Source organism: Billgrantia sp. NRB1, assembly GCF_056921725.1.
Genome location: NZ_CM167783.1, coordinates 3,536,469 through 3,558,438, shown reverse-complemented (window position 1 = coordinate 3,558,438; position 21,970 = coordinate 3,536,469). Strand labels below are relative to the sequence as shown.

Sequence of the window (21,970 nt, the reverse complement as noted above, 5' to 3'; positions counted from 1 at the left end):
CGCAAATGGTGCGCCGCAACGTGATGACGGCAAGCCTAAACCAGCCGCCGTCGAAATAACAGGCCGGGCCAGGCCCGGCGCTGCGGTCAGTCGAGTGTGAAGCCGATCTTCAGGGTGACCTGCCAGTGGGCGACACGGCCGTTCTCGATATGCCCGCGGGTGTCCACCACCTCGAACCAGCGCATGCCGTGCAGGCTTTGCGAGGCCTTGGCGATGGCGCTCTGAATCGCGGCCTCGATGCTCTCCTCCGATGAGCCGGTCAGTTCGACGTGCTTGTAGACGTGATTGCTCATGGCACCTCCGGTTGGCGTATGACAGGAATGGCCGATTCAGCCGGTCTGCCACCTCAGTCTGGCACTTTTTTGAGCCGGGCGTAAAAGAAGCCGTCGTGGCTGTCGGGCTCGGGCAGCAGCTGGCGCCCGGCACCGGCGGGACGCCCCCAGCCCACGTCCGACGGCGTGGTGACCTCGGCGTTGGGGGTGCGGGCCAGGAAATCGCGCACCCGGTCGGCGTTCTCCTCGGGCAGTACCGAGCAGGTGGCGTAGAGCAGGGTGCCGCCCGGGCGCAGCAGCGGCCAGAGGTTGTCCAGCAGCCGCGTCTGCAGCTCGGCCAGCTTGGTGATGTCCGAGGGCCGGCGCAGGCGCTTGATGTCCGGATGGCGGCGAATGACCCCGGTGCCGGAGCAGGGAGCGTCGAGCAGGATGGCATCGAAGGGGGTGCCGTCCCACCAGTCGCGTCGGGTGGCGTCGTCGTGGACCAGGGTGGCCGAGAGCCCGAGCCGGGCCAGGGTGTCCTCGACCCGGGCCAGACGCGCGGCGTCGCTGTCCAGCGCCAGCAGCTCGATGTCGAACAGCTCCAGCAGGTGGGCGCTCTTGCCGCCGGGAGCGCAGCAGGCGTCCAGTACCCGGCCGCCGGGGCGCGGCGCCAGCGCCGGACCGAGCAGCTCGGCGGTCAGCTGGGCGGCCTCGTCCTGGACGCTGATGTCGCCCTCGGCGAAGCCGGGCAGAGCCGACACGTCCACCGGCGTCTCCAGGGTCAGGCCGTCGGGGGAATGGGAGCACAGCCGGGCCTCGATGCCGGCATCGATCAGCCGAGCCAGATAGGCTTCGCGGTCGCCGTGGCGACGATTGACCCGCAGCGTCATCGGGCCGGGCTGGTTGTTGGCATCGCAAATGGCGCGCCAGTCGTCGGGCCAGGCCTGGCGTAGCGCCTTGAGCAGCCATTTGGGGTGCAGCAGCGCCACCGATGGGTCGCGGTCGACCTCGGCCTGCAGCGCGGCGGACTCGCGCTGTAGGCGGCGCAGGCAGCCGTTGATCACCCGGGTGGCCCACTCCTTGCCGAGCAGTCGGGCGGCGCCAGCGGTTTCGCCCACCGCAGCGTGGGCCGGGATGCGCAGGTAGAGGAGCTGGTGGATGCCGACCAGCAGCAGCGCCTGAACGTCGGCGTCACGGGCCTTGAAGGGGCTCTTGAGCAGCCGCTCCGCCAGGGCTTCCAGCCGCGGCAGGGTGCGGCAGACACCGTAGCAGATGGCCTTGAACAGCGGCCGGTCGCGGGCGACCACCTGGTGGTCGTCGAGATCGGCCAGCGACCCCTTGCCGGCGATCACCGGGGCCAGGGCTCGGGCGGCGCTGGCGCGCACGGCCTGGCCACCGTTCTGGAGCGACTTGCCGGCGCGAGTGGCGGGAGTGGAGCGGTGCATCAGGGCGTCTCCTCGTTAGCCTGGCCCAGACGCAGGCCGGGAGGCAGGCGGTCGCCACGGGCGTTGAGCAGGTCGCGCACCGCCAGCGGCTTGCCGCCGGGCAGCTGGGCGCGGCTCACCCGCAGCACCTCATGGCCGTGCTCGCCGCAGGCGATGCGTAGGGCGTCCGTGTCGTGGTCGAGCAGGGTGCCGGGGGGGCGGGGCGATTCCCCGTCGGCCGGTGGTGCCACTTCCGCCATCAGCAGGCGCAGGCGCTCCGTGCCCAGCGGGCACCAGGCCACCGGCCAGGGATTGAAGGCGCGAATGCGGGCGGCCAGCTCGGCGGCCGGGCGGGAAAAATCCAGCGCCGCTTCGGCCTTGCTGAGCTTGGCGGCGTAGGTGACCCCGACCGCGGGCTGGGGGGTGGCGCTCAGTTCGCCATCGGCCAGGGCGTCCAGCGCCGCGACGATCGCCTCGCCGCCGAGCGCGGCCAGGGTATCGTGGAGCTCGCCGCCGGTGGTGGTGGCGCTGATCGGGGTGCGGCGGGTCAGCAGCATGTCGCCCGTGTCCAGGCCCTCGTCCATCTGCATGATGGTGACCCCGCTTTCGGCGTCGCCGGCCTCGATGGCGCGCTGGATCGGCGCTGCTCCGCGCCAGCGCGGCAGCAGCGAGGCGTGGACGTTGAGACAGCCCAGCGGGGGGATGTCGAGCACTGCCCGGGGCAGGATCAGGCCGTAGGCCACCACCACCAGGACATCGGCCTCGAAGGCGGCCAGCTCGTTCTGGACCTCGGGGGCCTTGAGGGTCTCGGGCTGGCGCACCGGCAGGTCATGGGCCAGCGCCAGCGCCTTGACCGGGCTGGCGGTCAGCTTGCGGCCGCGACCGGCGGGGCGGTCCGGCTGGGTGTAGGCGGCGACGATGGTGTGACGGCTGCCCAGCAGGGCCTTGAGGCTTTCGGCAGCGAAATCGGGGGTGCCGGCGAAGAGGACGCGCAGGGGTCGGGACATGATGTCGAGGGCCTTGCCTGAATGGATGCCCCATTATGATAACGGAGCCGGACGCAAACGACGAAGGCCGCGCCCGGGTAACGGGCGCGGCCTTCTCGGCAGCGGGCTTGGCGGCCCGTCAGGCCGGCTGCATCTGGCGGTGGCGCTTGTGCATCTTCTTGAGCACCCGCTCGCGCTTGAGCGGCGAGAGGTAGTCGACGAACAGCACCCCTTCGAGATGGTCGCACTCGTGCTGGATGCAGTGCGCCAGCAGGCCGTCGGCCTCCAGCTCGTAGGGCTGGCCGTCGCGGTCCAGCGCCTTGAGGTGGACCTTCAGGGCGCGGGGCACCTCGGCGGTGTATTCCGGGATCGACAGGCAGCCTTCCGACATCGGCTCGCGCTCGTCGCCGATAGGCGTGTACTCGGGGTTGATCAGCACCAGCGGGCGGGAGCGGTCGTCGCTGACGTCCATCACGATGACGCGGCGGTGGACATCCACCTGGGTGGCGGCGAGCCCGATGCCGTAGGCGTCATACATGGTCTCGAGCATGTCGTCGACCAGCTGGCGCACCTCGTCATCGACCGTCTCGACCGGCGCCGCCTTGGTGCGCAGCCGCTCGTCGGGAAATTCGAGGATGGGTAATTTAGCCATGGCGTTGGATTCACCGTTATGCTGTCATTCAGGGGATGCCCCTATTCTAGGGCGACGGGGTCCGGGGTGAAACCTTGCGACCCCTTATCTTCACAATAGCATCAGACTATAGCACGCCGGCCCGGTTCCCGGGGACGGGCACAGGGGTGGCGAGCTGCAGACGCAGGGGGACAGCAGGGATGAACGCAAGGGGGAAGGGGCGGCGACCCGCTCGGCTGGTCAAGCGGCTCACGGGGGCGCTGTGCGCTGCGCTGCTGTTGGCGGGCGGTGCCGCCATGGCGCAGTCGCCAAGCTGGCAGCAGGGGCTGCGCAGCGACGCGCCGGAACGCTATACCGTGGTGCGCGGCGACACCCTCTGGGACATCTCGGGACGCTTTCTGCGCCACCCCTGGCAGTGGCCCGAGGTCTGGCAGGTCAACCCGCAGATCCGCAATCCGCACCTGATCTACCCTGGCGACGTTATCTATCTCTACGACTGCAACGGTCGTCCCTGTCTGGGGCTCGAACGCGGCCAGGGCGAGGTGCGGCTGTCGCCCGAGGTGAGGCGGATTCCACCGCGTGAGGCCATCGAGCCGATTCCGCTGGAGGCGGTGCAGCACTTCCTGCGCGACCATCGGGTGATCGATGACCCCGAGGCGCTGGAGGAGCTGGCCTACGTGGTGGCCGGCGACGACCGGCGCATCATCAGCGGGGCCGGCGACCGCCTCTATGCCCGCGGCCACCTCGAGCGCGGGCCGCGCTACGGCATCTATCGCATCGGCGAGCGCTACTCCGATGCCGTCAGCGGCGAGCTGCTGGGCCTGGAGCTGGAGAGCGTGGGACAGGCCCGCCAGGTACGCCAGGAGGGCGATATCGCCGTGCTCGAGGCGCTCTCGGCGAGCCAGGAGATTCGCAACAACGATATCGTGCTGCCGCTGGAAGAGCGGGAGCTGACCCGCGAGTTCGTTCCCCGGGCGCCGGATGAGGCGGTGGACGGGCAGATCCTGGCCGTGCCCGGCGGGGTGCGCTTCATCGGCCGGCTTCAGGTGGTGGCCCTGGACCGCGGTCGCCGCGACGGCCTGGCGCCGGGCCATGTGCTCGAGGTCGAGCAGCTCGGGGAGCGGGTCAGCGACCCTCGCACCGGCGAAACGCTGCGGCTGCCCGGCACCGAAGCGGGGCTGGTGATGGTCTTTCGCCCCTACCAGAAGATGAGCTACGGGCTGGTGATGCGGGCTACCCGCACCCTGGAAGTGGGGGATCGTGTGCTCAGCCCGGCAACCGGGGTGGCGGGGCGGTGAGCCTGGCCCGGCTCCAGGCCCGGGAGTGGCTGGCGCTGTCGCGGCTGCCGGGGATGGGGGCAGCGCGGCTGACCGAGATCGCCGCCACCGCGCCGCCCTGGCCCGACGGCTGGCTGGCGCGGCTGCCGCGCGAGGCCGCCACGGCGCTGCGGCTGTGGCTCGACCACCCCTCGCGCAGCCCGCTGACGGCCCAGATCGAGGCCGACCAGGCCTGGCTGGCCCAGGGCGTGGGGCGGCATCTGCTGCACGCCGGGCACCCCGCCTGGCCGGGGCTGCTCGGCCAGATCAGCGACCCGCCGCCGGTGCTCTGGGCGCTGGGCGACCTCGAGGCGCTCAGGCCGCCGGCGCTGGCCATGGTCGGCTCGCGGCGTCCCACCCGGGAAGGGCTGGCCAACGCGGCGGCCTTCGCCCGGGAACTGGTGGCCCGGGACTGGTGCGTGGTCAGCGGCATGGCGCTGGGGGTCGACGGTGCCGCCCAGCGGGCGGCGCTGGAGGCCGGCGGGCGCAGCGTGGCGGTGCTCGGCTGCGGGGTGGACGTGATCTACCCGCCGCGCCATGCCGCGCTCCATCGGCGGCTCCAGGAAAGTGGCGGTCTGCTGCTCGCCGAGCATCCGCCCGGCACCCGGGCCCGCGCCGGTTTCTTCCCGCGCCGCAATCGCATCCTGACCGGCCTGGCGCTGGGCGTGCTGGTGGTGGAGGCCGCCGAGAAGAGCGGCTCGCTGGTCAGCGCCCGGCTGGCCATGGAGCAGAACCGCGAGGTCTTCGCGCTGCCCGGGTCGATCCACAATCCCCAGGCGCGCGGCTGCCTGCGGCTGATTCGTCAAGGCGCGGTGCTGGTGCGCCAGGTCGACGACATCCTCGAGGAGCTGAGTCAGTGGGCGGTTGCCGCCGCCGCACCCCTGGCGGCGAGTTCGTCGGATGTCGCCGGCGACCCGCTGCTGCGCTGGCTCAGCGATACCCCCTCGCCTCTGGACGCCCTGGTGGCGCTGACCGGCCTGGCGGTGCCCGACTGCCAGCGCCGCCTGCTTGAGCTGGAGCTGGAGGGCCGCGTCGCCCAGGCCCCGGGTGGCTGGGTGCGCCTGCCGGGCGGCGTGCCGGCGTGATAGCATGGGCCTTCCGGCCGTCCGGGCCCGCTGTCTCCATTGACCGTGACCTCGAGGATCGATCCGCTATGTCCCAGGCTGCTTCCCTTGCCCCTGTCGTTACCGCGCTGCGTGCCGGCGGGGTGATCGCCTATCCCACCGAGGCCGTCTGGGGGCTGGGCTGCGACCCGGACAACGACGAGGCGGTGGCGCATCTGCTGCGGCTCAAGCAGCGCGACCCGGCCAAGGGGCTGATCCTGGTGGCCGGTAGCATCGCCCAGTTCGCTCCCTGGCTGGAGGGCCTGCCCCTGGAGCTCCATGCGCCCCTGGCGGCCAGCTGGCCGGGGCCCAACACCTGGCTGGTGCCGGATAATGGCCGCACCCATGCGCTGGTGCGCGGCGCCCACGATAGCGTGGCGCTGCGGGTCAGCGACCATCCGGGGGTGATCGCGCTGTGTGAGGCCTTCGGCGGCCCTATCGTGTCCACCTCGGCCAACCGGGCGGGCGAGCCCCCGGCGCTGAGCGCCGATGATGTCAGGGCGGCCTTCGGCGATGAGCTCGACGCCGTGGTCGAAGGTGAGCTGGGGGGGCTGGAGCGCCCCAGCACCATTCGCGATCTGATCAGCGGGCGGGTACTGCGCGGCTGACCCTGCCTCTCATTTTCTTCACCAGGAGGGTGCGTGGCTCACGCCTATCTCGATGACGTCAAACGCTACCTGCTCGATCTGCAGGAGCGGCTCTGTGCCGGCCTGGCCGCCGAGGACGGCAAGGCGAGCTTTCGCGAGGATGCCTGGCAGCGCGAGGCCGGCGGTGGTGGTCGCTCCCGGGTGCTCGAGCACGGTGCCGTCTTCGAGAAGGGCGGCGTGAACTTCTCCCATGTGTTCGGCGAGCAGCTGCCGCCTTCCGCCACCGCCGCGCGCCCGCAGCTGGCCGGGCGCAGCTTTCATGCCGTGGGCGTCTCCTGGGTGCTGCACCCCGAGAACCCCCATGTGCCCACCAGCCATGGCAACGTGCGCTTCTTCATCGCCGAGAAGCCCGGCGAAGCGCCGGTGTGGTGGTTCGGCGGCGGCTTCGACCTGACGCCTTTCTATCCGGTGCGCGATGACGTCTTGCACTGGCACCGGGTGGCCCGGGATGCCTGCGCCCCCTTCGGCGAGGACGTCTACCCCCGCTTCAAGGCGTGGTGCGACGACTACTTTTACCTCAAGCACCGCGACGAGACCCGCGGCGTCGGTGGGCTCTTCTTCGACGACCTCAACGAATGGGGGTTTGCGCAGTGCTTTGCCTTCCAGCGCGCCGTGGCCGACGCCTTCCTCGACGCCTACCTGCCCATCGTCCAGCGCCGCCGCGACACGCCCTGGGGCGAGCGCGAGCGTGACTTCCAGCTCTACCGGCGCGGGCGCTACGTGGAGTTCAACCTGGTATGGGACCGCGGCACCCTGTTCGGGCTGCAGAGCGGCGGGCGCACCGAGTCGATCCTGATGTCGATGCCGCCCCTGGCGCGCTGGGAATACGCCTGGGAGCCGGAGCCCGGCAGCCCCGAGGCGGTGCTTTATACAGACTATCTGCGCCCCCGCGACTGGCTGGGGGAATAACCCAATGCCCTCTCCGCTGGCGTGACAAGAGGCGCCGGGGACAGGTCGCAGAAGAGGTCCGATGCCAAGGAGGGCATCGGTAGCGTCCAGGGAGGGATTCACAGCGCCTCTTCGTAGACCTGTCGACGGAGGAGCCTCACAGGCCAGCAGCAGGCCGTGAAAGAGATGAACTCATGACTGACCGCTACTGTGTCTTTGGCCACCCGGTGGGCCACTCCAAATCGCCGGCCATTCACGCCGCCTTCGCCGAGCAGACCGGCGAGGCGCTCGACTACACCGCCATCGAGGCGCCGCTGGACGACTTCGCCGGCGCCTGGCGCCGCTTCGTCGCCGAAGGGGGGCGCGGCGCCAACGTCACCGTGCCCTTCAAGGAGGAGGCCTACCGCCTCTCCGACACCCTGAGCGAACGCGCCCGGCGGGCCGGGGCGGTGAATACCCTGATCCTGGCCGATGGCAACACCACCCATGGGGACACCACCGACGGTATCGGCCTGGTGCGCGACCTCAAGCGCCACGGGGTCAGTCTGGTTGGCGCCAGGATCCTGGTGCTGGGGGCCGGCGGGGCGGTGCGCGGCGTGCTGGAGCCGTTGCTGGCCGAGTCGCCGGCGAGCCTGCGGGTCGCCAATCGCACCGCCGCCAAGGCCGAGGCCCTGGCCGCCGACTTCCGCGACCTGGGTGAGATCGTCGGCGGCGGTTTCGATGCCGTCGAGGGGCCCTATGAGCTGGTGATCAACGGCACCAGTGCGAGTCTCGCCGGCGACCTGCCGCCGCTGCCCGACGACCTCTTCGCGCAGCCCGCGGCCGCCTACGACATGATGTACGGTGCAAAGCCCACGGTGTTCCTGCGCTGGGCCGCCGAGCGCGGCGCTCACGGGATCGACGGTCTTGGCATGCTGGTGGAGCAGGCGGCGGAGTCGTTCTTCCTGTGGCGCGGCAAGCGCCCGGACACCGTCCCGGTACTGGAGCAGCTTCGGCGTGCGCTATAGGGGGGAGTGAACGTTTAATCTGATAGTTGACACTGTCAACGTGGCTTCCTAGGGTGTTGCTAATATTCATGTTTTGTCTATCCTTGGCATGAATAATCATTACAAACCCGAGGTTGAAGCAGTGAAAAATATCAATAACACGCACTTTGCAAGCAAGGTCCTGGTTGGCACCATGGGGGTAGGGCTGACAGCCCTGGCCGGAACGGCAATGGCCCAGCAGCCGGTACCCCCCATCGACCTGATGACCACCACCGAGTCCTACGACCCCATCCGCTACGAAGCCGCCTTTATCATTGCCGATCGCTGGCGCGAGCTGGGTCTCGAGGTCAACGTTCAGCCCACCGAATTCAGCACTGCGCTCGAGCGTTTCTACGATCAGCAGGACTTTGATGCCACCATTCTCGGCTGGAGCGGGCGCACCGACCGCCTCGACCCGCAGTTCTTCCTCAGCACCCTCGATTCGCGGCAGGCCAACCCCGGCGGCAACAACCCCGGCGGCTACGACAACCCCGAATTCGACGCCCTGTTCGACCAGCAGTCCCAGGCCTTCGACATGGACGAGCGCCAGCGCATCGTTCACGAGATGCAGGAGCTCTACAAGCCCGACGCGCCGCTGGTAGTGCTGTTCCACCGCGACGAGGTGGTTGCCTACAACCACGACGCCTTCGAGGGCATCAACCCCATGGCGGGGGAGGGGCTCTACAGCGAGTGGGGGCCCATGGAGGCGCACCCGATGGGCGATCGCTCCACCCTGCGCATCGGCGGCCCCCAGGAGCCGGACAACCTCAATCCGCTGGCCTCTACCTCGGTATGGGGCTGGAAGTGGATGCGTCTCTACTACGACCGCCTGGTGCGCCTCTCCGCCGACGTGGAGCCGCTGCCCTGGGCCGCCGAGTCCGTGGACCAGGTCGACGACACCACCGTGGCCGTCACCCTGCGCGAGGGCATGACCTTCCACGACGGCGAGCCGGTCACCGCCGAGGACGTTACCTTCACCTGGAACTACTACCTCGATCAGGACTACAGCTACTTTAATTCCTACCTGGCGGCGCTCGACCGGGCCGAGCAGCTCGACGAGCACACTGTGCACTTCCACCTGAGCGAGCCATCGGCCTCCTTCGCCAGCATCTCGCTGTCGCAGATCCCGATCCTGCCTAAGCATATCTGGGAGGAGATCGAGGATGCCTCCACGCTGTCGCCGTCGGAGACCCCGACGATCGGCTCTGGCCCCTTCGTGCATGAGCGCTTCGATCGCGGCGAGTTCATGGCGCTGAGCAAGTTCGAGGATCACTTCCACGCCGACGAGATCGCCGTGGACGGCGTCGAGTTCATCATCTATGCGGACATGGAGGGCGTCTACACCGGCCTGCAGACCGGCCAGATCGACGTGACCGCCTGGCGCATGGAGCCTGGCCAGATCGCCCTGGCCGAGGGGGAGGATCATCTCACCGTGGTCAACGTGCCGGACTTCGGCTACTTCCACATGACCTACAACCTGCGCCGCGCGCCCTTCGACGAGCGCGCCGTACGCCGCGCCCTGACCATGGCCACCGACCGCGACCGCATGGTCAACGTGCTGCTCGACGGCCGCGGGGAAGTGGGGTCCAGCGTCATCGCGCCGGTGAACACCTTCTGGAACGACCCCTTCGTCGAGCGCTTCGACTTCGACATGGCGGCCGCCCGGGCCGAGCTCGAGCAGGCCGGCTATTCCTGGGACGATGAAGGTCGCCTGGTCCGCTAAGCCACTCCCGACCCGTGTACGCCGTCACCTCTCACCGCCCACAAGGCGGTGAGAGGTCGTATCAGTCGTCAACAGCGAGCCTGTCATGTCGTCACGCAGAAGCTACCTGATACGCCGTGTCTTCCACGGCTTCCTGGCGCTGTTCATCATCGCCACCCTGCTGTTCTTTCTCTTTCGTCTGGGGCTACCCGACCCCACCGCCGCGCTGATCACCGAGGGGCTCAACCCCGAGGAGCGTGAGCGTATCCGCGCCAGCTTCGGGCTCGACCGGCCCATCTGGGAGCAGTACTTCATCTACCTGGCCAATATCGTCCAGGGGGACTTCGGCTACTCCTTCCACTACCGGGCACCGGTGGCGGACATCATCTGGGAGCGGCTTGGCAACACCATGATCCTGATGCTGCCCGCCATCGTGCTGGCCTATGCGGTGGGGGCGCCGCTGGGCGCCTGGCTTTCCTGGCGGCGCGGCAGTCGCACCGACACCAGCGGGATCTTCGTTGGCCTGATGTTCCGCTCGGCGCCGATGTTCTGGACCGGCATGATCGCCATCCTGATCTTCGGCATCGCCCTGGGCTGGCTGCCCACCAGCGGCATGCGCACGTTGCCCTACGAGGCGTCGGGCTTCTTCGACAAGATCTTCACCCTGGACTTCCTGCACCACCTGATCCTGCCGGCACTGGTCGTTGCGCTCTACTATCTGGGCTCACCGCTGCTGATCATGCGCAACACCATGCTCGAGGTCTACGGCGAGGATTTCATCGAGATGGCCCGCGCCAAGGGGCTGCCGGAGCGGCAGATCCTCTACGCCCATGCGGCGCGCAATGCGCTGCTGCCGGTGGTGACGCAGCTGGCGGTGACCATCGGTCTGGCGGCCGGGGGACAGGTCGTGGTCGAAGTGGTGTTCTCCTGGCCGGGTCTGGGGCGCGAGATCCTCAACTCGGTGCGCACTTCCGACTTCCCCCTTGCCCAGGCCAGCTTTTTGGTGATGGCAGCCTTCGTGGTGACCCTCAACCTGCTGGTGGACATCCTCTACACCTTGCTTGATCCGAGGGTGAGCTTCAAATGATGCGATCACGACTTCTCAAGAGCGCCCAGGAACCCCTGCGCGCCATCGTCGGCGACCGTCTGGCCCTGATCGGGCTGGCGGTGCTGCTGTCGATCATTGCCCTGGCGCTGTTCGCGCCCTTTCTTTCCACCCATAAGCCCCTGGCGGTCAACGAGCGCGAAGAGGGCTCGCTGCTGGTGCGCAGCGCCGACGACAACGGGGTTCGCTGGGAGCAGCTACCCGCGCTGGGCGAGCGTACCCTCAACGCGGCCGACTATCACCAGGGCGTTGGGCTGGCCGTGGGCCGCGACGGCGCCGTCTGGCGCTACATGGCCGGTGACTGGCAGGCCCTGGAGAGCTCGCTTTCCAACAGCCTCAACGATGTCGCCATCGGCCCCGATGGCGCGGCCCTGGCGGTGGGCAATGCCGGCAGCGTGGCGCTGCTGGAGGACGTCCGCCGCGATGACCGCTGGCGGCTTATCGAGGCCCCGGCGGAGGTGGCGTTGAACGGCGTGACTTGGCTGGATGGTGCCACGGCGCTGATGGTGGGTGGCGACGAGACCCTTTGGCGCCTGGATGTGCCAAGCGGCGACTTCGAGGCCCTGGAGAGCCCCCTGGGGCGCGGCATGGCCCTCAATGCGGTGGCGATAGACGTGGACGGCAGCGCCTGGATCGTCGGCGAACGTGGCCTGACCCTGCGCCTGGACCTTGAGGAGGACAGCCTGTCGCTGGAGCGGCTGCCCACCAACCGTGATCTCAACCACATTCACTTGGCGGATAGCGGCCACGGCCTGATCGTCGGTGAGCGCGGCACCCTGCTGGCCCGCTCCGCCTCCGACGAGCGCTGGGAGAGCCAGGACACCCCGGACTCCCGCGCCATGCGCGCCGGCTGGGTCACCGACGAGGGCCATGCCTTCGCCGTGGGGCGCAGCGGCATCATCTTCGAGCGCGAAGGGGACGCCTGGGAGCTGGTCCCAAGCGATGAGGAGCGCCATCTGCGCGCCTTGATGGTCACCGAGGCGGACTATTTCGCCTTGGGCTCGGATCGTTTCGTCAACCGCCTGGCAGCTCCCTCGGGCGAGCACTGGTTCGGCACCGACCACCTGGGCCGCGACCTCTACAGTCAGAACGTTCATGGCTCGCAAATCGCACTGCTGGTGGGCTTCCTCGGTGCCAGCCTGGTAGTGCTGATCGGCGCCAACGTGGGGCTGATCGCCGGCTATTTCCGCGGGCGTACCGAGACCGTGCTGATGCGCACCGTGGATGTGATGTACGGCATTCCCTTCGAGCCGTTCGCGCTCATCCTGGTGCTGCTGTTCGAACCGAGCCTGCTGATCGTGATCCTGGCCGTGTCGCTGCTCACCTGGCGCACCGTGGCGCGGCTGATCCGCTCCCAGGTGCTCAGCCTGCGCGAGCGGCCCTTCGTCAAGGCGGCCCGGGTGGCCGGCGCCTCGGACCTGCGGATCATGTACCTGCACATCTTCCCCAACGTGATGCCGCTGGTGTTTCTCGAGCTCGCCATCATCGTCGGGGTGTCGATCATCGCCGAGGCGACGCTCTCCTTCCTGGGCCTGGGGCCGCCCCAGTCGATCTCCTGGGGGGGCATCCTGCATAACGCACGCCTCTCCGGGGCCTGGCGCGAGGCGTGGTGGTGGAACCTGCCGCCGGGGCTGCTCATCATGATCACGGTGCTCTCCGTGTTCTTCATCTCCCGCTCGCTGGAGCTGGTTGCCAACCCACGATTGAGGGCACGCCGATGACCGATCAACGACTGCTGAGCGTCGACGACCTGGCCATTCACTACCAGACCGGCAGCGGTCCGGTGCAGGCCGTGGACGGCGTGAGTTTCGACCTGCGCCCCGGTGAGGCACTGGGGCTGGTGGGCGAGTCTGGCTGTGGCAAGACCACCGCCGCCAAGGCGATGCTGCGGCTGCTGCCACCCAACGGTCAGGTGCCACGGGGGCGCATCGACTTCGATGGGCGCGACCTGGTCGGGCTCGATCCTGAGGCAATGCGTAAGGTGCGCTGGAAGGAGATCGCCTGGATCTCTCAGGCGGCCATGAATGCCCTGGACCCGGTCTACACCGTGGGCGATCAGATCCTCGAGGCGATGAACGCCCATATCAAGATCGATCGCAAGGCGGCTTGGGCCCACGCCGAGGAGCTGTTCCGGGCGGTGGGCATCGACCCTGGCCGGCTTTCTGCCTATCCCCACGAGATGAGCGGGGGCATGAAGCAGCGTGCGGTGATTGCCATGGCGTTAGCGCTGGACCCCAAGCTGATCATTGCCGACGAGCCCACCACGGCGCTGGACGTGGTGACCCAGGCCCAGATCCTGGCGCGGCTCTCCAAGCTGCGCCGTGAGCGCGGCATGGGGCTTCTCTTCATTACCCATGACATCTCGGTGGTCGTGCAGACTTGCGACCGGGTGGCGGTAATGTATGGCGGCCATATCATGGAGACTGGGCCGGTCCGGGAGGTCTTCGGCACGCCGTTTCACCCCTACACCATGGGGCTGACCAACGCCTTCCCGACCCTGGAAGGAGCGCAGCGCGAGCTGATTTCGATTCCGGGCAGCCCGCCGGACCTGCTCAGTCCACCGGCCGGCTGCCGCTTCGCCGAACGCTGCCCCTTCGCTACCGAACGCTGTCAGCGTGAGATGCCGCCGCTGCACACGGTAGGTGAAGATCGCCAGGCGGCCTGCCACTACCCCGACAAGGCCGAGGCATTTCGCACCAAGGCGGCGCTGAATGAGACCTGGACTCTGGTGGGTGAACGGTTGAATGAACCGGTGCAAGGGGCCGGTTCGATTGCGCATCATGAGGAGGCCATGCCGACGCTGCTCGAAGTGGAGGGGCTGCGCAAGCACTTCCCGGTGGAGCAGGGGTTTCTCGAGGGACTGCGTGGTCGCGGCAAGGAGCGCAAGGTCCACGCCGTGGACAATATCGACTTCGATCTTCGCGAGGGGGAGATTCTGGGACTGGCCGGCGAGTCGGGCTCGGGCAAGACCACCACCGGTGAGATGCTGGTTCGGCTGCTCGATATCACCGCGGGTGAGATTCGCTTCGAGGGGGCCGATATTGCCCGACTCGCCGGAGGTGAGCTCAAGACATTTCGTCGCCGTGCCCAGATGATCTTCCAGGATCCCTACCAGACGCTGAATCCGCGCTTCACCATCTTCGATATTGTGGGCGAGCCGCTGATCATCCATCGCCTGGCCGAGGGTGAGGCGTTGGAGAGGCAGGTGATCGAGGCGCTGGAGCGGGCCGGCCTCAAGCCCGCCTCGGTGTATCGCGACCGCTTCCCCCACGAGCTCTCCGGGGGGCAGCGCCAGCGGGTCGCCATCGCCCGGGCCATCGTGCTGGAGCCGCGCTTCATCGTGGCCGACGAGCCGGTATCGATGCTCGACGTCTCGATCCGCGCTGGCGTACTCAACCTGATGCACCGCTTTCGCAATGAGCTTGGCATCTCGTTCGTCTACGTCAGCCACGATCTGCCGACGATCCGCTACGTGGCGGATCGCACGGCGATCATGTACCTGGGGGAAATCGTCGAAGTGGGGCCCACCGAGCAGGTGGTCAGCGAGCGCCTGCACCCCTATACCCAATTGCTGCTCGATGCCAGCCCCGAGCCCGACCCGGCGGTGGTCAAGCCGCCGTTGGAGAGCGCAGGCGAGATCCCCAGCGCCGTGGAGCCGCCCAACGGCTGCCATTTCCATACCCGCTGCCCTCGGGCGATGGCCCACTGCGGCTGGGAAGGGCGCGATGTGGTCACAGCCATGAGCGAGTGGCGTATAGCTGGCCACGAGATCGAGCACCTGGGCAGCGCCGAGGTGGATGGGCTAGACGTCTATTTGCAGGTGCGCGGTGGGAATCTCGAGGCGTCGGAAGGCGAGCTGGATGCCTTGATGAGGGCCAAACATCCGTCTCTCGCCGAGGCGGCGCGGGTGGCACGTGAAGGGAGCCAACTGGTGGTGGCGTTCAGTGCTCAGGCATCGCCAACACGGCGCCTGATCGCCCGGGAGCACTCGGTGGCTTGCTATCTTTACGAGAAGGAGCATTAATGACGCTGTAGCGAGGAAGGCGTGCTCCGCCAGGCGGCGCTGGGCGCGCCCTCCTCGCATGACGCTCAGAACGTGCGCATTCGCGTGAGGAACCGGCATGTCACCAACACCGCCCCGACAGTCCAGCCTGGGCATCGTGTCGCTGCTGATCGCGCTATTCGGTGCCGTCTTCCTGGCGGGGCTGGCGGTGACGGCTTCGATCATCACCGCCAGTGCACCCGAGAATAGCGGCGGGCATCCACAGAGCATCAGCGTGGTCGGCGTGGAGCTCCTCTTCCTGGTCGGCCTGCAGCTGATTGCGGCCGGCATGGGCATTGCTTCGCTGCGCCGGAAGGGCGAGCGTCGCCTGTTCGGGCTGCTGGGCACGGTCACGTCGCTGCTGGTCATCGTCACGGCCGCGGGGCTGACGCTGGCCGGACGCCTGGCCTGATCAGCGCCGCTTGACGTAGAGCCCCACCATGCACAGCCCCACGCCTACCACCGACAGCAGCATGCCGCCGTTGACCAGCAGCGGCTGACGCTCCACCCAGGGCACGAAGGGCTGGGGGGTCTCGCGACACACCCCTTCGAGGTAGTCCCAGTAGCCTTCCTGTACCAGGGTGCATTCGCGCACGTTCCCCAGTTCCCAGAAGTAGAGGCCCATCAGGGTCAGGGGCGGCACGATCAGCAGCAGCAGTCCAAGTTTCAGCATTCGCTTTCCAAAAAGTGGGAGGTGGGGGGAGCGCCGCAATGCGTTTAGGGGCGTCGGCAGTCGGGCTGGCGCCCGGCCTGCTGAGCCTGCTCATAGCGGCTCAGGGCGCTGTCCATCTGCGCCTGCAGCCCCTGCACGCGCTGGCCGTGGCTGGGGTGGGTGGACATCCAGACCGGAGGCTGGCCGCCGCCGCTGGCGGCGCTCATGTTGTCCCACAGCGCCAGGCTCTCGCGCGGGTCGAAGCCGGCGTCGGCCATCAGCTGCAGGCCGATGGTGTCGGCCTCGCTCTCATGACGCCGCGAGAAGGGCAGCAGGATGCCGAACTGGGCGCCCAGGCCCAGGGCGCCCATCAGCTGCTGGCCGCCCGGTGACTGCATGCCGGCGGTGGTGGAGAGTACCGAGAGCCCCAGATCGGTGGTCATCTGGGTCGAGACCCGCTCGTTGGCGTGGCGGGCCAGCACGTGACCGATCTCGTGGCCGACCACCGCGGCAAGCTGGTCCTGGGTCTCGGCGATCTCCAGCAGGCCGGTGGTCACGCCCATGTAGCCGCCGGGCAGCGCAAAGGCGTTGGCGCGCTCCTCCTCGAAGACGCGGATCTGCCAGTCCTGCTGTCGCTCGCGCTCGGGCAGCACCCGAATCAGGGCATCGGCCACGCACTGGGCGTAGCGCTGATGGGCGCTTCCCGCGCTGGGCAGCTCCTCCTGGTACTGCTCGAAGGCCTGCTGGCCCATCTGATTGAGCTGAGCGTCGGAGACCAGCGTCAGCTGCTGGCGGCCGGTGGGCGAGGTGGCGCAGGCGGTGAGCGTCAGGGTCAGCGCGCCCACGGCAAGATAACGAAACCAGCGCATGATGGAGTTCCTCATGTATCCGGGACCTGTATGACCCTGGACGGGGATGACGGTTCGCCACAAGATACCCCGAACAACCGCCAGGTCAACCTGATCGTTACCCCACTGCACCCCATGACAAGGAGGCGCCACCGATGGATGCCGAGCTGACAAGACGCCTGAGCCACCTGCTGGACCACGTGGAGCACTGGCTGCCCCCGGTACCCGAGGAGGTCGACTGGCAGCACGATGTGGCCGCTCTCTGGCAGCGCCACGCGCTGGGCGGAAGGCTGCTGCCGGTGCCGCCGCGCGATGCGCTGAGCCTTGACGATCTGCTGGGTATCGAGCGTCAGAAGCTGGCGCTGGTGGACAATACCCGCGCCTTCCTGCAGGGGCTGCCGGCCAACCATGCCCTGCTGTGGGGCTCCCGGGGCAGCGGCAAGTCGTCGCTGATCCGCGCCCTGCTCAACTCCCTGGCGGGGGAGGGGCTGCGCCTGGTACAGGTGGATCGCCACGATCTCGCCAGCCTGCCGATGCTGGTGGAGCAGCTGCGCCACCATGAGCAGCGTTTCGTGGTCTACTGCGACGATCTCTCCTTCGAGGGCCACGATGACGCCTACAAGGCGCTGAAGAGCGTGCTGGACGGGGCGCTCACCGGCCCGCCGCCCAATGTGCTGCTCTATGCCACCTCCAACCGACGCCACCTGCTGCCGGAGTCGCTGGCCGACAACGCCGATAGCCAGCTGGTGGGCGACGAGCTGCATCACGGCGATGCCGTGGAGGAGAAGATCTCGCTCTCCGACCGCTTTGGCCTATGGCTGGGCTTCTACCCCTTCAATCAGGATGTCTATCTGGAGGCGTGCTGCCACTGGGTGACCCAGCTCGGCCATCGGGAGGACTGGAACGCCGAGGCCCGCGCCGAGGCGATCCGCTTCGCTACCCTGCGCGGCGGGCGCAGCGGCCGCGGCGCCTGGCAGTTCGCCGCCCAGTGGGTGGGCCGCCGGCGCCTGCATGGGAAGTAGGCGCCAGCGGCGCCAAAGAAAAGGATCATCGCAGACTGGCGTGAACTGGCTTTGTGGGAGGGACGGTTCGACGCTTCGACTTCAGCTCGCGAAGTAGCGCGCTGCGCTACCCAAGGGGCGCCTGCGGCGCCTTCGCCCGGCAGAGCCGGCCTCCCACCTTGAAGCTTGCCAAACATGTTCACGCTAAAGTGCGAAGAATTAAAGAAAAGACGAGTAGCGCCGGGAGCAGCCCCGAGCCGGTCGTGTGTCAGCATTAACCCCGCGGCATCAGCCTGCCGTCCTCGCCCACGCCCAGGCGGATGGTGGGAGTGAGCAGGCCGGCGGGCAGGGTCATGCCCAGGCCGCGCAGATCGCCCGGGGTGATGGCCAGCTCGCTGCCGGCGGGCAGCTCCCCCTGGCGCGCCAGCTGGCTGGCCAGTTCCACCATCGGGCCGAGCCCTTCGCGGCCGCCCGCCAGCAGGTCGAAGGCCACCGGCAGGCGCAGGTTGGCATCGTCGCCGGAGGTGAGGGTGACGTCCTGCTCGTAGTTGCCGCTGACCGGGTCGACGCCCGGCATGTCCAGGCTCCAGCGAAAGCCGGACATCTCCACCGGCGGCATCCCGGTGGGCAGTCCCAGGCCCATGGCCAGAGTCGCCTGCACCGGAAGGCTGCCGGCGCCCAGGCTCGAGAGCGCCAGCGACATGATATCGCTGGTGTCCAGGCGGGCATCCACGGCGTAGGGGCCGATACGCACCTCCTCCACGCCCAGCGAGGTCACCGCCAGGCGGAAGGCGAACAGGCCGGTCTGGGGGAGCGCCAGGCAGCCGGCGAGCAGGGCGGAGAGGCACAGCGGCGCGAGCAGCCGCCAGCGCCGAAAGCGAGCAGGAACGAGTCGAGAGATCATCGAGGGTGCCTCCAGGAGAAGAGTGGGCGCGGCCCGAATGCCGCCATGCTGCGGCGCAAAATCGGCGTATTTGAGGGCCGGCGGTGCGCCCTGTCAAGTGGATTCTGTTTGGCGGATTCTGCAGGATTCGCCCCGGGGCGGGAAGTGGCCAGAAAGCGACAGCGCCCGGCCCGCCGAGAGGCGAGCCGGGCGCTGTCGAGGCCGGTGGCGCGGGGTCAGCGGCGGCGGCTTTGACGCGCCTCCTTGGTGCGGGAGAGTTCGCGCTTCTTGGCCTTCTCGCGGTCGCTGGCGCCGGCCAGCGGGTCGTAGGGGTTCTTGCCGGAGCGGAACTCGAAGCGGATCGGCGTACCACGCACCTTGAGCACCTTGCGGAAGGTGTTGGTCAGGTAGCGCCGATAGGCCTCAGGCAGCGCGTCCGTCTGGTTGCCGTGGACCACGATGATCGGGGGATTGCTGCCGCCCTGATGGGCCATGCGCAGCTTGATGCGCCGCCCGTGGACCAGCGGGGGCTGATGCTCGCTGACCGCATCCTGCAGGATGGTGGTCAGGCGGTTGGTGGACCAGTGGGCGTTGGCCGAGGCGAAGGCGCGCTCGATGGAGGGGTAGAGATCCCCCACCGCGGTGCCGTGCAGCGCCGAGATGAAATGCAGCTCGGCGTAGTCGGCGAACCCCAGGCGGCGCTTGATCTCGGCGCGCATCGTCTCCTTGGCCTCGTGCTCCAGGCCGTCCCACTTGTTGACCGCCAGCACCAGGGCGCGACCGGTGGTCAGCACATAGTCGAGCAGGTGCAGGTCCTGCTCCACCAGGCCCGAGCGCGCATCGAGGACCATGATGGCGACATGGCACGCCTTGATCGCCTCCAGGGTCTTGATGATCGAGAATTTCTCGGCGATCTGGCTGACGTTCTTGCGGCGCCTGACGCCGGCAGTATCCACCAGCACATAGGGCTTGCCGCGGCGCTCGAAGGGGATCTCGATGGCGTCGCGGGTGGTGCCGGCCTCGTCGAAGACCACCACCCGTTCCTCGCCGAGCAGGCGGTTGACCAGGGTCGACTTGCCGACGTTGGGGCGACCGATCACGCCGATACGGATGCCCTTGGTACCGGTGTCTGCCGGGATGCTCTCGTCCCGCTCGGGGAAGGGGGCGAGCACTTCGTCGATCAGCGCGGTGACGTTGCGCCCGTGGGCGGCGGCGATGGGCCGCGGCTCGCCCAGTCCCAGCTCCCAGAACTCGGCCACGGCGCTCGGCTCATCGAGGCCGTCGGTCTTGTTGACGACCAGCCAGGTCTTCTTCTGGTTGACCCGCAGGTGGTTGGCGATGGCCTGGTCGGCCACGTTGAGACCGGCCCGGGCATCCACCAGGAAAAGCACGATGTCGGCCTCATCGATGGCGGCCAGTGACTGCTCGGCCATGGCCGCATCGATGCCCGCCTCGTCGCCGCTGATACCGCCGGTATCGATCACCGTATAGGCCTTGCCACCGAGCAGGCCGTTGCCGTACTTGCGGTCCCGGGTCAGCCCGGGGAAATCGGCTACCAGGGCGTCCCGGGAGCGGGTCAGGCGGTTGAACAGGGTCGACTTGCCCACGTTGGGGCGGCCGACCAGGGCGATCACTGGGGTCATTGGCGAATGTCCAGGGCCTCGAGGCGGCCGTTGTTGGCCAGCACATAGATCCGGCGGAAGTCGGTGATCGGGCGCACGCTGATGCCGGAGCGGTCGATGCGGCTACGGGCGGCAAAGTCGCCGCTGCGGGCATCGATCAGGTGCAGATAGCCCTCGAAGTCGCCCACCACCAGGTTGCCGTCGGCGAACGCCGGCGAGGTCAGCCAGCGGCCTTCCAGGTCGCGGTTGCGCCACACTTCCGCGCCGCTGTTGGCATCCAGGGCGATGACATGGCTGGCCTCGTTGACGGAGAACAGCACATCGCCCACCAGCACCGGCGTCAGGTAGCTGGAGTGCTCGCGCTCCCACAGGATATCGCCGCTGGTGGCTTCCAGGGCCACCAGGCGTCCGTTGTAGCTGGTCACGAACAGCCGCCCATCCGGGGTCAGCACCGGCTGGCCGTCGAGGTCCACCAGGCGTTCGATCTCGCTGCGGCCCTGGGGCACGGCGATGCGCCGCTCCCACAGCGGCTGGCCGCTGCGATTGTCCAGGGTGGTCAAGCGGCCGTTGGCGAAGCCGACGAAGGTGACCGGCTCGATCACCTGGGGGGTGCCGGTGCCCCGCAGGGTCAGCGCCGGCTGGCTGCTGGTGTGCACCCAGCGCTCCTGGCCGGTGCGGCGGTCGAGGGCGGTGACGGCCCCGTCCACGCTCTGCACCACCAGCAGCTGCTGATTGGGCTGGGGGGGCGCCAGCACTTCGCTGGAGACCCGTGAGCGCCACAGCACCTCGCCGTCCTCCTGGCTCAGCGCCAGCACCTCGCCGTTGCGGGTGCCCAGGTAGACCTGGTTGGCCACCGCGGTCAGGCCGCTGGAGACGCCGGTCTCCAGGTCCTGCTGCCACAGCCGGTCGCCGCTCTCGGCGTCCACGGCCATCACCCGGCCACGCTCGTCGGCGGCGAAGAGCACGCCGCTGTCCAGGTCCGGGGCGATGGGGTACTGGCCGCGGCCCAGGCCACGGCCAACCCGCTGGCGCCAGTCGGTGTCCAGCTCGTGGCTGGCCTCGAAGCGCTGCAGCTCCTTGGGGGTATAGCGGGGCTCCGGCTTGCTGGCGCAGCCGGCCAGCAGGGCCAGGGTGAGCAGGCCGACGAGGGCCAGCGGGACCCTGGGAATCAGGGAAGGGGTCATAGGGTGGCCTCCTCCACGCCGAGGTCGTCGAGCTTGAGATCCACGCCATACAGCGGCTGGTCGCGCTGTTCGGCGGCCGCCATGGCGTTCTGCCAGGCGCTGCGGGCGTCGTCATCGCGGCCCAGCGCCCGGTAGGCGTCGCCGCGGATATCTTCACGCTGGGCGGTGAGCGCGGCGGGGACGCTGCTCTCCAGGGTGGCCAGGGCGGCGTCGGCATCGCCCTGGGCGATCTGCAGGCGAGCCAGGCGTAGCCTGGCCAGACCCTGCAGGTATTCCCGGCCGCTGGCATCGATCACCGCGCGCAGGGCGGCCTGGGCGGCGTCGTGATCCGCCTGGGCCACGGCCAGGCGGGCGTCGATCAGGCGGGCCAGATCGGCATACAGGGTGCGACCGTGGTTGTCGACGATCTCGTCGGCCAGCTGGCGGGCCTGTAGCACGGCGTCTTCGCCGAGGTCGTTGCCGGCGGTGAGGTTGATCAGCTGCTGGTAGCGCATCGAGGCGGCGGTGGACTGATTCTCCTGGTAGTTCTGCCAGGCGTTCCAGCCCAACACGCCGGCCACGGCGATGGCGACGCCGGCGATCAGCGAGGTACCGTTCTCCTTCCACCAGCGCTTGATCGCGTCCAACTGCTCTTCTTCGGTTCTCAGCTCCGCCACG

At 68.6% G+C, this 21,970-nt stretch carries 21 protein-coding genes; 11 read left to right on the top strand and 10 right to left on the bottom strand.

Annotated features, from left to right (window positions below; all coding sequences use genetic code 11):
* Window positions 1-86: 86 nt before the first annotated feature.
* From ACZIYR_RS16175 to def, 4 genes are all read right to left on the bottom strand, one after another.
* On the bottom strand, window positions 87-293 hold the full coding sequence (locus tag ACZIYR_RS16175; RefSeq protein ID WP_473034789.1) for a dodecin: 207 nt from the start codon (window positions 291-293) through the stop codon (window positions 87-89).
* Between the two features lie 53 nt (window positions 294-346).
* Complete coding sequence (rsmB, locus tag ACZIYR_RS16170; RefSeq protein WP_483527413.1) at window positions 347-1,699, bottom strand: 16S rRNA (cytosine(967)-C(5))-methyltransferase RsmB; 1,353 nt, start codon at window positions 1,697-1,699, stop codon at window positions 347-349.
* A complete protein-coding gene (fmt, locus tag ACZIYR_RS16165) occupies window positions 1,699-2,685 on the bottom strand; it encodes a methionyl-tRNA formyltransferase (RefSeq protein ID WP_483527412.1) in 987 nt (328 codons plus the stop codon). The genes rsmB and fmt overlap by 1 nt, the downstream gene beginning before the upstream one ends.
* 118 nt (window positions 2,686-2,803) lie before the next feature.
* The gene (gene def / locus ACZIYR_RS16160) at window positions 2,804-3,316 is read right to left on the bottom strand and encodes a peptide deformylase (protein WP_483527411.1); all 513 of its coding nucleotides are present in this window, start codon (window positions 3,314-3,316) and stop codon (window positions 2,804-2,806) included.
* A 179-nt stretch (window positions 3,317-3,495) separates the two neighbouring features.
* Between def and ACZIYR_RS16155 the strand changes: the two genes are divergently transcribed.
* The 10 genes from ACZIYR_RS16155 (at window position 3,496) to ACZIYR_RS16110 (ending at window position 15,535) form a co-directional block, all read left to right on the top strand.
* Window positions 3,496-4,593, top strand: a complete 1,098-nt coding sequence (locus ACZIYR_RS16155) for a LysM peptidoglycan-binding domain-containing protein (protein WP_483527410.1) — start codon at window positions 3,496-3,498, stop codon at window positions 4,591-4,593.
* A gap of 53 nt (window positions 4,594-4,646) precedes the next feature.
* Window positions 4,647-5,696 carry a DNA-processing protein DprA gene (dprA, locus tag ACZIYR_RS16150; protein ID WP_483529096.1) on the top strand — a complete coding sequence of 350 codons (1,050 nt, stop codon included), beginning with the start codon at window positions 4,647-4,649 and terminating at the stop codon, window positions 5,694-5,696.
* Between the two features lie 68 nt (window positions 5,697-5,764).
* Complete coding sequence (tsaC, locus tag ACZIYR_RS16145) at window positions 5,765-6,322, top strand: L-threonylcarbamoyladenylate synthase type 1 TsaC (RefSeq protein ID WP_483527409.1); 558 nt, start codon at window positions 5,765-5,767, stop codon at window positions 6,320-6,322.
* A 33-nt stretch (window positions 6,323-6,355) separates the two neighbouring features.
* Window positions 6,356-7,270, top strand: a complete 915-nt coding sequence (gene hemF / locus ACZIYR_RS16140; protein ID WP_483527408.1) for an oxygen-dependent coproporphyrinogen oxidase — start codon at window positions 6,356-6,358, stop codon at window positions 7,268-7,270.
* 173 nt (window positions 7,271-7,443) lie between these two features.
* Window positions 7,444-8,256 carry a shikimate dehydrogenase gene (gene aroE, locus ACZIYR_RS16135; RefSeq protein WP_483527407.1) on the top strand — a complete coding sequence of 271 codons (813 nt, stop codon included), beginning with the start codon at window positions 7,444-7,446 and terminating at the stop codon, window positions 8,254-8,256.
* A 208-nt stretch (window positions 8,257-8,464) separates the two neighbouring features.
* Window positions 8,465-9,997, top strand: coding sequence for an ABC transporter substrate-binding protein (locus ACZIYR_RS16130; RefSeq protein WP_483527406.1), 1,533 nt, complete (start codon window positions 8,465-8,467; stop codon window positions 9,995-9,997).
* 85 nt (window positions 9,998-10,082) lie between these two features.
* Window positions 10,083-11,063: an ABC transporter permease gene (locus ACZIYR_RS16125; protein WP_483527405.1), complete on the top strand. Its 981-nt coding sequence runs from the start codon at window positions 10,083-10,085 to the stop codon at window positions 11,061-11,063.
* The gene (locus ACZIYR_RS16120; RefSeq protein ID WP_483527404.1) at window positions 11,060-12,802 is read left to right on the top strand and encodes an ABC transporter permease subunit; all 1,743 of its coding nucleotides are present in this window, start codon (window positions 11,060-11,062) and stop codon (window positions 12,800-12,802) included. The genes ACZIYR_RS16125 and ACZIYR_RS16120 overlap by 4 nt, the downstream gene beginning before the upstream one ends.
* Window positions 12,799-15,105 (top strand): ABC transporter ATP-binding protein, encoded by a 2,307-nt coding sequence (locus ACZIYR_RS16115; protein WP_483527403.1) that lies wholly within the window; start codon window positions 12,799-12,801, stop codon window positions 15,103-15,105. The genes ACZIYR_RS16120 and ACZIYR_RS16115 overlap by 4 nt, the downstream gene beginning before the upstream one ends.
* Window positions 15,106-15,202: 97 nt before the next feature.
* Window positions 15,203-15,535 (top strand): hypothetical protein, encoded by a 333-nt coding sequence (locus ACZIYR_RS16110; RefSeq protein WP_483527402.1) that lies wholly within the window; start codon window positions 15,203-15,205, stop codon window positions 15,533-15,535.
* Here the strand turns inward: ACZIYR_RS16110 and ACZIYR_RS16105 are convergent, their stop codons facing one another.
* Both ACZIYR_RS16105 and ACZIYR_RS16100 read right to left on the bottom strand, forming a co-directional pair.
* Entirely contained in the window at window positions 15,536-15,796 is a 261-nt protein-coding gene (locus ACZIYR_RS16105; protein WP_483527401.1) for a hypothetical protein, read from the bottom strand.
* 44 nt (window positions 15,797-15,840) lie between these two features.
* Window positions 15,841-16,644, bottom strand: coding sequence for a M48 family metallopeptidase (locus tag ACZIYR_RS16100; protein ID WP_483527400.1), 804 nt, complete (start codon window positions 16,642-16,644; stop codon window positions 15,841-15,843).
* A 134-nt stretch (window positions 16,645-16,778) separates the two neighbouring features.
* Here ACZIYR_RS16100 and ACZIYR_RS16095 point away from each other — a divergent pair, with 134 nt between their 5' ends.
* Window positions 16,779-17,645 (top strand): ATP-binding protein, encoded by an 867-nt coding sequence (locus ACZIYR_RS16095; RefSeq protein ID WP_483527399.1) that lies wholly within the window; start codon window positions 16,779-16,781, stop codon window positions 17,643-17,645.
* Between the two features lie 253 nt (window positions 17,646-17,898).
* On the opposite strand, the gene ACZIYR_RS16090 is transcribed toward ACZIYR_RS16095, so the two are convergent.
* The 4 genes from ACZIYR_RS16090 to ACZIYR_RS16075 all read right to left on the bottom strand — a co-directional run bounded on the left by ACZIYR_RS16090 (window position 17,899) and on the right by ACZIYR_RS16075 (window position 21,969).
* Window positions 17,899-18,528: a hypothetical protein gene (locus tag ACZIYR_RS16090; protein WP_473034780.1), complete on the bottom strand. Its 630-nt coding sequence runs from the start codon at window positions 18,526-18,528 to the stop codon at window positions 17,899-17,901.
* A gap of 215 nt (window positions 18,529-18,743) precedes the next feature.
* Window positions 18,744-20,150, bottom strand: coding sequence for a ribosome biogenesis GTPase Der (gene der / locus ACZIYR_RS16085; RefSeq protein WP_483527398.1), 1,407 nt, complete (start codon window positions 20,148-20,150; stop codon window positions 18,744-18,746).
* A complete protein-coding gene (bamB, locus tag ACZIYR_RS16080; RefSeq protein WP_483527397.1) occupies window positions 20,147-21,313 on the bottom strand; it encodes an outer membrane protein assembly factor BamB in 1,167 nt (388 codons plus the stop codon). Before bamB ends, der begins: the two co-directional genes overlap by 4 nt.
* A complete protein-coding gene (locus tag ACZIYR_RS16075; RefSeq protein ID WP_473034779.1) occupies window positions 21,310-21,969 on the bottom strand; it encodes a YfgM family protein in 660 nt (219 codons plus the stop codon). The genes bamB and ACZIYR_RS16075 overlap by 4 nt, the downstream gene beginning before the upstream one ends.
* Window position 21,970: the final 1 nt, after the last annotated feature.

What these genes read in the sequence shown, in the direction of transcription:
- der (WP_483527398.1), bottom strand. Translation starts at nt 20,150, where the DNA reads ATGACCCCAGTGATCGCCCTGGTCGGCCGCCCCAACGTGGGCAAGTCG.
- ACZIYR_RS16130 (WP_483527406.1), top strand. Translation starts at nt 8,465, where the DNA reads ATGGCCCAGCAGCCGGTACCCCCCATCGACCTGATGACCACCACCGAG.
- ACZIYR_RS16120 (WP_483527404.1), top strand. Translation starts at nt 11,060, where the DNA reads ATGATGCGATCACGACTTCTCAAGAGCGCCCAGGAACCCCTGCGCGCC.
- fmt (WP_483527412.1), bottom strand. Translation starts at nt 2,685, where the DNA reads ATGTCCCGACCCCTGCGCGTCCTCTTCGCCGGCACCCCCGATTTCGCT.
- ACZIYR_RS16110 (WP_483527402.1), top strand. Translation starts at nt 15,203, where the DNA reads ATGTCACCAACACCGCCCCGACAGTCCAGCCTGGGCATCGTGTCGCTG.
- dprA (WP_483529096.1), top strand. Translation starts at nt 4,647, where the DNA reads ATGGGGGCAGCGCGGCTGACCGAGATCGCCGCCACCGCGCCGCCCTGG.
- ACZIYR_RS16155 (WP_483527410.1), top strand. Translation starts at nt 3,496, where the DNA reads ATGAACGCAAGGGGGAAGGGGCGGCGACCCGCTCGGCTGGTCAAGCGG.
- rsmB (WP_483527413.1), bottom strand. Translation starts at nt 1,699, where the DNA reads ATGCACCGCTCCACTCCCGCCACTCGCGCCGGCAAGTCGCTCCAGAAC.
- ACZIYR_RS16115 (WP_483527403.1), top strand. Translation starts at nt 12,799, where the DNA reads ATGACCGATCAACGACTGCTGAGCGTCGACGACCTGGCCATTCACTAC.
- def (WP_483527411.1), bottom strand. Translation starts at nt 3,316, where the DNA reads ATGGCTAAATTACCCATCCTCGAATTTCCCGACGAGCGGCTGCGCACC.
- ACZIYR_RS16090 (WP_473034780.1), bottom strand. Translation starts at nt 18,528, where the DNA reads ATGATCTCTCGACTCGTTCCTGCTCGCTTTCGGCGCTGGCGGCTGCTC.
- ACZIYR_RS16105 (WP_483527401.1), bottom strand. Translation starts at nt 15,796, where the DNA reads ATGCTGAAACTTGGACTGCTGCTGCTGATCGTGCCGCCCCTGACCCTG.
- tsaC (WP_483527409.1), top strand. Translation starts at nt 5,765, where the DNA reads ATGTCCCAGGCTGCTTCCCTTGCCCCTGTCGTTACCGCGCTGCGTGCC.
- ACZIYR_RS16100 (WP_483527400.1), bottom strand. Translation starts at nt 16,644, where the DNA reads ATGCGCTGGTTTCGTTATCTTGCCGTGGGCGCGCTGACCCTGACGCTC.
- ACZIYR_RS16095 (WP_483527399.1), top strand. Translation starts at nt 16,779, where the DNA reads ATGGATGCCGAGCTGACAAGACGCCTGAGCCACCTGCTGGACCACGTG.
- aroE (WP_483527407.1), top strand. Translation starts at nt 7,444, where the DNA reads ATGACTGACCGCTACTGTGTCTTTGGCCACCCGGTGGGCCACTCCAAA.
- ACZIYR_RS16175 (WP_473034789.1), bottom strand. Translation starts at nt 293, where the DNA reads ATGAGCAATCACGTCTACAAGCACGTCGAACTGACCGGCTCATCGGAG.
- bamB (WP_483527397.1), bottom strand. Translation starts at nt 21,313, where the DNA reads ATGACCCCTTCCCTGATTCCCAGGGTCCCGCTGGCCCTCGTCGGCCTG.
- ACZIYR_RS16125 (WP_483527405.1), top strand. Translation starts at nt 10,083, where the DNA reads ATGTCGTCACGCAGAAGCTACCTGATACGCCGTGTCTTCCACGGCTTC.